Origin of the sequence: Massilia sp. TWP1-3-3, assembly GCF_049897805.1 — a bacterium.
Classification (GTDB): domain Bacteria; phylum Pseudomonadota; class Gammaproteobacteria; order Burkholderiales; family Burkholderiaceae_D; genus Telluria_A.
Map to the genome: position 1 here is coordinate 186855 of NZ_JAFCWX010000012.1, position 9012 is coordinate 195866.

General features: G+C 50.2%; 8 protein-coding genes. 4 read left to right on the forward strand and 4 right to left on the reverse strand.

Annotation, left to right across the window (positions count from 1 at the left end; genetic code table 11):
- Position 1: 1 nt before the first annotated feature.
- The 4 genes from ACP7D4_RS14690 to mads1 are packed head-to-tail and all read right to left on the reverse strand — an operon-like array spanning position 2 to position 5063.
- Positions 2 to 553 carry a hypothetical protein gene (locus ACP7D4_RS14690; protein WP_426209780.1) on the reverse strand — a complete coding sequence of 184 codons (552 nt, stop codon included), beginning with the start codon at positions 551 to 553 and terminating at the stop codon, positions 2 to 4.
- A gap of 14 nt (positions 554 to 567) precedes the next feature.
- Entirely contained in the window at positions 568 to 1971 is a 1404-nt protein-coding gene (locus ACP7D4_RS14695) for an AAA family ATPase (protein WP_426209782.1), read from the reverse strand.
- A 9-nt stretch (positions 1972 to 1980) separates the two neighbouring features.
- The gene (locus ACP7D4_RS14700; protein ID WP_426209784.1) at positions 1981 to 4851 is read right to left on the reverse strand and encodes an SNF2-related protein; all 2871 of its coding nucleotides are present in this window, start codon (positions 4849 to 4851) and stop codon (positions 1981 to 1983) included.
- Positions 4851 to 5063: a methylation-associated defense system helix-turn-helix domain-containing protein MAD1 gene (mads1, locus tag ACP7D4_RS14705; protein ID WP_426209786.1), complete on the reverse strand. Its 213-nt coding sequence runs from the start codon at positions 5061 to 5063 to the stop codon at positions 4851 to 4853. The genes ACP7D4_RS14700 and mads1 overlap by 1 nt, the downstream gene beginning before the upstream one ends.
- 551 nt (positions 5064 to 5614) lie before the next feature.
- Here mads1 and ACP7D4_RS14710 point away from each other — a divergent pair.
- The 4 genes from ACP7D4_RS14710 to ACP7D4_RS14725 all read left to right on the forward strand — a co-directional run bounded on the left by ACP7D4_RS14710 (position 5615) and on the right by ACP7D4_RS14725 (position 8855).
- On the forward strand, positions 5615 to 6220 hold the full coding sequence (locus tag ACP7D4_RS14710; RefSeq protein WP_426209788.1) for a hypothetical protein: 606 nt from the start codon (positions 5615 to 5617) through the stop codon (positions 6218 to 6220).
- Positions 6221 to 6229: 9 nt separating this feature from the next.
- Entirely contained in the window at positions 6230 to 7396 is a 1167-nt protein-coding gene (locus tag ACP7D4_RS14715; protein WP_426209790.1) for a hypothetical protein, read from the forward strand.
- A gap of 24 nt (positions 7397 to 7420) precedes the next feature.
- A complete protein-coding gene (locus tag ACP7D4_RS14720) occupies positions 7421 to 8185 on the forward strand; it encodes a hypothetical protein (protein ID WP_426209792.1) in 765 nt (254 codons plus the stop codon).
- 361 nt (positions 8186 to 8546) lie between these two features.
- Complete coding sequence (locus ACP7D4_RS14725) at positions 8547 to 8855, forward strand: hypothetical protein (RefSeq protein ID WP_426209794.1); 309 nt, start codon at positions 8547 to 8549, stop codon at positions 8853 to 8855.
- Positions 8856 to 9012 lie beyond the last annotated feature (157 nt).

The following is a 9012-nucleotide window of genomic DNA, read 5'->3' on the forward strand; positions in this document are numbered from 1 at the left end:
GTTAACCCAGTAATTCCTTTAGATACAAACGCGAAGGATTCGTTACCTCGCGCTTGTAAGCAGCGTCAGGCTTACTCTTTCCCATTTTTTCGATTTTTGGTACGGTTGTAGTTTTGTTTAGCAGGGCCGGTTTTCCGCCATAAAGGATGACGTAGCGTTCATCTACAATTGTTAATTTTTCTTGATGAAACTCTTCCAGCAATCCTAGAGCATATCGTACAAATTGCCGAGTGCTCTTGAATTGACCTGAATAGCCAATAGGATTACCGGACTTCAGATCGACATACACAATAGTGAGTTGACTCTGGCGATTCACTAGTACCACGCAGTCACATGCGCGATGGTGATCATGTGCACCTACGGCCAGCAAGGGAGACATAAGCGCGGCCTTGCCTCGCCCCGCGTCGGGATCAAAGCTTAGCCAATCACCATTAGGCGCGGACAGTGTGACTTTCTTCAGTTTCGCTTCTGCTCCAGTTTCCTCAATGAGGATGTGAGTATGTTGGGCACCGTTATAGGTAATGCAGGTGAGTGAGTCGTGCAGCTTCTTCATCCCACTCGCCAGCATTAGAGCTCCCCTCCGTACAATATTTCGCTCTGAATATTGTTCATTTCCTCAATGGTCGTATCAAACGTAGTGACTTCGATGCCTCTGTCGGGGTAAATTGTTGCCGATTTAAGTGTATTTATTCTCGTCGCTCGTTTGCCCTTTACGTTCGCAGCTTTGAGTTCCGAGCTTGTCATGTACAAACGAATACCTTTCGGGTCCAGCAACTCCTCATCGGCATACCCATAAGTCGTTTGCATATTCTTAGTGTGCGCAGTATTTTGTGCGAGCATGATTAACGTGTTGAATTCTTTAATCAAATAATCGCTATGTGTAGTAATGAATACTTTTATTCCTGCATTAACCATTCTCGCTACAAGACGTGCTAACGCCCGTTGATTTCGCGGGTGAAGATTAAGTTCTGGTTCATCAATGATGAATACATCGCCAATTTTTGCCTTGCAACGTAGGTAGAATCCAACGTCAAGCAGGGCGCGAACACAACTAGACGACTCATTCATCGTGAATCTAGGTTTTCCAGTTCCTTTTGGTTGATAGATCAATCCCTGATCTTTAATGACTTTGTAGCTGCCGCCAATAATGGAATCGAAAGCTTGTATGAGGGCTGGATTTGCTTCCGCTAAAGGGCTGATAGATTTGTCTATGTCTTCCAATTGGCGAACAAAATCGACATTGTCTCTGACGGGCCAGGCATATCCTGCATCCATGTGTTCGATTAGCTTGAATGGATTTCTCAAGTCCTTAGTATTCATCGCGCCTAATGCTTCGATCATTCGAGTTCTGGCAAAATCCAATTCTTTTCTGAAAATTGTTGCACCAGTTCGCTCCGCACTAGAGATGTGTGCCACAGGTAGGTAGGGAGCAAAAACAATTTCTGCAATAGCATCGGCAACAAAATCACCTAACCCACCGAAGCGCGACTTCATCCAATTATCATCGGCTATCAGAAGTTCGAGTATCGCGCTATCTTGTTCCTTACTGAGGGTGGCCAGTACTTGCCCCGCCGGGCCATCTTTGATGGTGCGATGGAATGGAGCTTTCGTACATGTGGAAGCATTAACAGAAACTACAACGCTGGCACCATCAAAATATGTCTTATTGGCGGCAAATACATGCGGGAGCAACGACACATATTCGTGTCCCATTCGCGCTAGATATTCGTTTATCTTTCCGTCAAACATCTCGTTCAGGTCAAATTTGTAAGCGCTTTTTGTACTCGCAATTTTTTCTATCTCTGGAACAAGAACTCTTTGCAGGAGCTGTCGCCAGCTTCTCAGGAAGCCATATACTGCATAAGTGGCATAGGTTTTGCCAGTGTTGTTTTCGCCACAAACAAGCGTCAAATCAGCAAGTTCAAGGTCAGCCTCATCAAGGAGGCCTAGTTTTTCAAAATGGAATTTCATATTCGGCTCTCAGTTAAGTGTCCATTCAATTGTGAACAATATTTGTTCGTGAACTTGCTGTTCCAGTTGCAATTCAAGTTGCGAAATTAGGTCGTTACGCTGCGACTCGATTTCATCTTGCCTGTTGAATAATTCTCGACGCAGTTTGTTCCGTTTTCCTTCGAGTTCGCGCTGTGCCTTCTGATGCACAAGTTTTTCTTCCAGCGTCGGCGATGTTGCGGCAATTTTTCGCACATCTTTGATTTCGGAATCAATGATCTTTATTTCCTGTTCTAGCCCGAGCTTTAAGTCATCGGCCCATGCATCCAGTTTTTCAACTTCCTGGCTAAAAAAGCCAAGATTACGTTGCTTAATATCACGGAGTAACTCATGTTTGCGCGTTTCGACATCTGCTTCCAAAACGCCATCGTTGGCGGTCAGTAACCCTGTGGCTTTCATGCTTGCGGGCAGGCGCATCATTTTTTCTGGGTCATCTTCGCCCAGCGGGATGCCTTCCGCTGTCACGGCGCTTACGATCAAGTGCTGTTCTTGTTGACCTAGTGCATCAACGGACAGAACGCTTACGTTGAGCCAACCGGTTTGACCTCGATAACTCTTGAGCGTGCTGATTTGGGTTCCATAGCCGTCGTAGTCGAAGACAAGATGGGATCCAGGCAGCGGCTGGTTTTTGGCCTGTGCCGTGATCCATGCAGCAAGGGGATGGCTGAGCCGATAGAGGTGGGCTTCTCCGGCTCGGCGCGGCAATTCGTACCGTCCCAGTTCAACGTCAGTCAAGGTCGGGCTTGGAAGGCGCTCCAAGTCGAACCCATCGCGATCGAACGTCGCGAACGCATCCAGTGCTGTCCGACTTATGTCCATAAGCATGCGCTCATAGCGATTCAATGCGGCCCTGCTATCTTCAGCGCTAACCTTGAGCTTCTCTTGTACCTCTTCGTCGAAATTCTCCAAGAGCAATTGCCGAGTCTTTACCATTGCTTCTGATATTTCACCCGACAAGTCCAGTTGCAACTGTTCGAAGCTCGCCTTGATCGCTTCTGGATCACGGCAATTTTGGTAGATGTCAGCGATGCGTCGTTCGAAATCCACGCCAGATCCAATCGCGCCGAGCACTTCGTCGCTCGCTCCGAATACGCCCTCAAACAGCTGGAATTTTTGCGCTAATAGTTCATACACGCGCGCGTCCGCTTCATTCGTACGGTCCACAAAATTGACCACAACAACATCGAATTTTTGCCCATATCGGTGGCATCGACCGATGCGTTGTTCGATACGCTGCGGATTCCAAGGCAGATCGTAGTTGATGACGAGTGAGCAGAATTGTAAATTGATACCTTCAGCACCGGCTTCGGTGGCGATCATGACCGTACCGCGTTCTCTAAAATGCTCGACCAAAGCGGCGCGGGTATCAGCCGTCTTCGAGCCGCTTATTTTATCTGTACCAGCATGCTGCTTGATCCAGTCCTTGTAGACTGTTTGCGCACGCGCATCGGTGTTGGTGCCGTTAAACAGTACGATGCCTTCGCCGTAGGGCGTACCCGCCAAAAGTGTCAGCAAGTAGTCTTGTGTTTTTCGCGACTCGGTGAAAATGATCGCTTTTTTTGGCGCACCGAGGCGTTCCAATTCGGAAAACGCTTTCTCAAGTGCCGTCAGAAGGGCCTTTCCCTTGGAGTTATCGCGAATGTTGGTCGCCAAATTCTTGAAGTGGCGAAGCTCGGAAATTTCTTGCGCGATAGCATTGCGATCATTCTCATGATGCTTGTCTTTTTCGGCACCGCCGTCGTTCCATTCGTCCGCCGTTTCGTCGAGCGCTTCGTAATCTTCATCTAGCTGGTCAGCAAGCTCAGGAACATCCGGCGCTTCATCGAGCAGGCCTTGCAGGCGCTTAGCCATTGTTTCAAGCGCGCCAGCAATGGCATGGGTCGAGGAAGCGAGCAGCTTCCACAGTACTAGCGAAATCAGTTGCCGCTGACTATCCGGCAGTGCTTTCAGGTTAGGACGACGCAGATAGTCCGCCACTAGTCGCGATAGTTCTTGCTCTTCGCTTGATGGCGTGAACTCTTCAACGATGGCACGTCGTGCTGTATAGGGCACGTACTGCTGCACTTGGCGTCGCAACGTGCGCTTGCAAATAGGTGCGATACGGGCGCGCAATCCGGCAAACGCTTGCTCTTTGTTGGGCAGGCTGAATTGAGCACGAAAGCTGTCGAGATCGCCGAACACACGGTCGTCGATCATGCTTACCAATCCGTATAGTTCCAAAAGGGAATTCTGGAGCGGGGTGGCCGTCAGCAAGACCTTAGAGTGAACGTGTGACAGGGCATCTTTCAACGTCTTGGCAATGACGTTACTGGTCTTGTAGACGTTGCGCATTCGGTGTGCCTCGTCCATGACCACGAGGTCCCATGCAATACCTTTGAGGTCTTCAGCCTTCGTCTTTGCGAATTGGTATGAGCAGATTACAGGTCCCAACGAATTGACGAAGGGGTTCCGGCGCTCCTGCTTGCGGATCGTGCTGTAACTCTTCGCTTCTAGGATCAACGACTGCAAACCAAACTTGTCCTGAAGTTCCTGATGCCACTGCTTGCGCAAGTTTGCCGGGACGATGATTAAGATGCGACGGCGGCGTTCGGCCCAGCGCTGGGAGATGACCAGACCCGCTTCGATGGTCTTGCCGAGGCCTACTTCGTCAGCGAGGATGACGCCACGAGAAAGTGGGTTTTGACAAGCAAATAGCGCTGCTTCAATTTGATGTGGATTGAGATCGACCTGCGAGTCTACAAGTGTTGAGGCCAGCGATTCGACGGTGTCGCACGCCGCACGACGCGTGAGTAGCCACGCGTAGTATTGGCTCTGATAGGGCGTCAGTAGTTGTCGCGTCATCAATCCGCCTCAGGCTTGGTCTTTTGAATACTGTCAGCGATCCAGTTGTCCAGCTCTGAACGCCGGAATCGCCAGGTGCCCCCAAGCTTGAACGCGGGAATTTCCCCCTTCTGGGCGAGACGATAGACGGTCCGCTTGCCCGCCTTTAGGTATGCCGCGACCTCATCGAGCGTTAGTATTTCACCATCTATTTCATTCATCGCTTCACCCATAGAGCTGGCCGCAGGTGAATTCTGCTGGCCAAGTTTAGCCAATTTTACCCTGGAGGGGCGGATGTCGGTAAAAAATTAACAGCATAGACAACGCGCTAAGCTCGGTTGTCGAGCGGATCGAAATCGATATGAATATTGTTTATATATTATGCAAATGAGTAGCGCAGATCGCGCCACCTACCGAAGCCCAGATGCCCTTCACAAGGCGCTGGGCTTCTTTCATTTCTCAGCAGTCACTACAGGAATCAGAACGATGAAAAAGACGTATCGGCCACCATCGCAGTCCCAACAGACCAGCGGCATGAACCGGCAGCAAGCGGCTGGCAGTCGCATGCAGGATGTGGTCACTCTGAACTGCGACCTCAAAAAGTCGATTTGGCCGAACAGCCTCGATGTGTTGTTCGAATTAAAACTTCGCCGATAGGCACATCTTCACATTCGCGCCCGACGGCGAGCGCAGCACATCTTGCCTAGCTCATCGATGTTCACAAAGGCGGCGATTCGCTTCGCCGACGGCAACCAGACCTCTATTACGAAGGAGAGAACAAACCATGAGTAAGCCCAGCTCCCAAAAAAAATCACCACCAGCCCAACCTACCCCAGTGCAGGGCGGGCACGCCAACCCAGACGCCTCGCAGACGTTTTTTCTGCTCAAGTCCGGCACCGCAACGAAGATCGCGAAGCAGGCCGATGGCGGCATCGGCTATCAAGTCCTGAGCGATGTCGAGCGCAGCAATGTGTACGTGCGTATCACATTTAACGACGGCGGGTACTTCTCGCGCGAGCTGGTCGGCGTCGAGAAAATTAGCCAATGCGTTGGTCACCTCGGCAAGAGTACCTCTTTCGCCACGAAACTGCTGCGGTCTGTTTTTGTTGGTAAAAGCACATGTAATGCGGGATTTCTTGTCGCCCTGCTCAAGGCCGAAGCTCTGATCGGGCCAGCACTGGGAACGGAAACGCAGCATGTAGTTGTTGGCGACTTCGCCGCATGGCAGAAATCGATGCTGGCTGAACCCGGCGAATCGATTGAAGTCGACATTGCCCCTACCGGGAAGTCTTCCGTTGAAAGTGTCTTGGATACGGCCAACAGTGAACAACCAAGCACTCCCAAACCCGCAACCGCAAAACCTCCCAAGGCAGACGTATCCACCACATAGGAATATTCGATGAAAATCGCGCAGCCAAACTTTAGTATCGTTGTAAATTGGAAAACAAGGGGCTTCGGCTGCGCCAAAGTCTGCTCGTATTGCAATTGGCGCGATTCCCCATTGCTGCCACACGGCGGGCAAAGCGCCGAGGCCGTCTCGGAATTTATTCGGCAATGCAAGAAGCCGTTCATAACCATTAGCGGCGGCGCTGATCCGCTATATAAATTCGATGAGTACGTGGATCAACTACTTGCAATGATTAGGACCATCAAGGCCGAAGGATTCAAGGTTCGAATCATCACGCGAGAAGTGCAACACGTAAGCAAGCTCCGGGGCATCGCTGATCATTTTTCATTGTCTTTGGATGCCGAAACCTTGGAAGAGGCGAGGGCATTTCAACAGGAATGGACGGGGATGGATGTTGAGTACTCGTTGGTATTGCCGCCCATTCCTACCGCCGACATCATCATGCTCAAGCCACAGTATGCGACATTGCACGGCGACTTGGGGCGGCGGCTAGTGTTGCGCGAAAACCTCAACAGCATCTACCCGTTGGATTTCGCGAAGCTGTCATTCGATCACAGCGGCATCGTCTACGTCCCCAAGGCACTTTGTCTTGGCAGCCGATATCTGGCAACGATCGATTGCGTAGGGCACGACATTGTGCAAGACAACGAAGGGTTGGCCAATTACTTAATGAATGATCCAGCCATCTATCTGTTTGGCGGTTTCGTCAAGCATCTCGTCAACCCGGTCGTGCATATGGATTACGACGACATCGATGTCGTCGTGACGAATCCTGACGTGATAAAAAATCTTGAAACGAACTTTTCGTTCACGTTCAAAGCAGTATCTCCCGTTAACAGTTACCCGCGCTATTTTCAAGGCACGTCATCCAGGGCTGGTAAGTCAATCCAGCTGATTCTTATGTGTTCCGCTGCGGATGCTTTCCAATTTATTTGCAAGACACCGCAGTATGAAATCGACAGGATCGGCTACAGCAATAGTCGATTCATTGTCGATGGTGCTGTCGGCGAGGACGTCATTCGGTGCGCCATCGACTCAAAGAATGCTTCTGCCGTCAAGGGGCCAAGAGACCTTACGTTATGCCACGGCGGTCGCGAGGAGACGGAGCGAGTTCACCGCGTAAAATTGTTGAAGCGAGGTTTTTCAATAACCGAATAATCGTGTCTAAATCAGACCTAATCCATGAAAGAAAAAAACATGCAAGCCACTCTGTACGTTACCGAAGATATTCTTTCCGTAGCGAACGCCTTGAAGGACCTCGACTACGCCGAGCGAATGCAGTTGGAAGACGATTCGTCCAGCGGCCTACCAATGAGCGCGGGCTACCATCTCAAGAACGCGAATAAATTGATGCTCGATATTTTGCCGTCCAACGCCGTCGTCGGCTGCAGAATAACGCCCGATTTCCCCGACGTGTATCGTCGTCATTTTAGTGCGCCGACAAATCTGCGTGGCGTGATCTACGAGCATGGACCGCACGTCCACCACCTTTATCGTGACGTCGTTTCTTTCTGGAGCGGTGAGCCGATTAATGCGGGCAGCACATCCCCAGTATTTCATCAAAATAAACTGAACGAATATATGGTCGATTTGAGCGCCTTGAACGATGCCACTGACGCAGGGGACGACGACGCAGTAGCGACCGCATTTGGCGCCATCGACAAATTGGTTTCCGAGGGCGTTGTCATCTGCATCTCGAACGTGGAGGAGCTAATTTGCGCTCTTTCCATGCACTATTATATTGAGATCGCCGTGCCTGTTAACCAAGATATGCTGTCGATCGACTCTGACGACTTCCTGTCGGAAAAAGCTTACGAGAGCGGGTCTGATCAACAGTATTTAAAGGTGTGGCTGAAAGTGGCAGACATCCTACGTTCGCCAGATCGCAATTGCATCTTCATCGACCTGATCCAGCATTCTATGATCTCGTACGGCTACTTTTATTGATTAAGGATTAAGGAATATATAACCCTTACCGACCCTGCATTCGTCTCAAAGATTCATCTCAACAAAACAAAAATCTGCAGCACCATCCGCATTAATTAATTTATTCCGCGCAATATTCCCATCACCCTCCCATATTTTTCAATGCATGTTGTCGCTGTCCCGGCCTTCAGTCACAGGCAGGAAGGACGGATACGGTAACAAATGCTCAGCCAAATTTTCCGCTTTCCATCGGCTATGCATTGCCACGTCACGACATCCCGCCATTATCAATCCGACCACTCAGTACTCCATCCATCGTTAGTGTTTTTCGGTCACGTCGCCGACGTGGACGTATGAGTACCGCCAATTACAAGGACTCAGCATGAAATCTTCATCCTCGAATACTGCCGTTTTGTTGCCGATTCAATTTTTCACCGGCCAGATCGTCGCCACACCCAGTGCATTGCGCTTGCTGGAGCGGCATCGCATTCCGCCAAGCCAACTCATCGAAAGACATATCCGCGCGGATTTTGGCGTCGTTCCACCGGAAGACGCAGAAATCAACCGGGCCGCGATTGAGCATGGCGATGGTCGCATTCTCAGCAGCTATCCGGTCGGCGGCGATCGCGTCTGGATCATTACCGAGTGGGACAGATCTTTGACAACACTGCTTCTCCCAGACGAGTACTAATAAATCCATTTCCCGGGTCTGTGCTCCAGGACCTTACCACCCAATCCACCCAAGTTAGCAGTTGGCGTGCATTTCAGTAAATTATTATCAATTTTTTCACAATAACACTTGACATCACCTTAAAATCGCGGCGTCCAGCATGGATTTTTACTATCCC

Coding starts and splice junctions, on each gene's coding strand:
- ACP7D4_RS14690 (WP_426209780.1), bottom strand. CDS start 553: ATGAAGAAGCTGCACGACTCACTCACCTGCATTACCTATAACGGTGCC.
- ACP7D4_RS14695 (WP_426209782.1), bottom strand. CDS start 1,971: ATGAAATTCCATTTTGAAAAACTAGGCCTCCTTGATGAGGCTGACCTT.
- ACP7D4_RS14700 (WP_426209784.1), bottom strand. CDS start 4,851: ATGACGCGACAACTACTGACGCCCTATCAGAGCCAATACTACGCGTGG.
- mads1 (WP_426209786.1), bottom strand. CDS start 5,063: ATGGGTGAAGCGATGAATGAAATAGATGGTGAAATACTAACGCTCGAT.
- ACP7D4_RS14710 (WP_426209788.1), top strand. CDS start 5,615: ATGAGTAAGCCCAGCTCCCAAAAAAAATCACCACCAGCCCAACCTACC.
- ACP7D4_RS14715 (WP_426209790.1), top strand. CDS start 6,230: ATGAAAATCGCGCAGCCAAACTTTAGTATCGTTGTAAATTGGAAAACA.
- ACP7D4_RS14720 (WP_426209792.1), top strand. CDS start 7,421: ATGAAAGAAAAAAACATGCAAGCCACTCTGTACGTTACCGAAGATATT.
- ACP7D4_RS14725 (WP_426209794.1), top strand. CDS start 8,547: ATGAAATCTTCATCCTCGAATACTGCCGTTTTGTTGCCGATTCAATTT.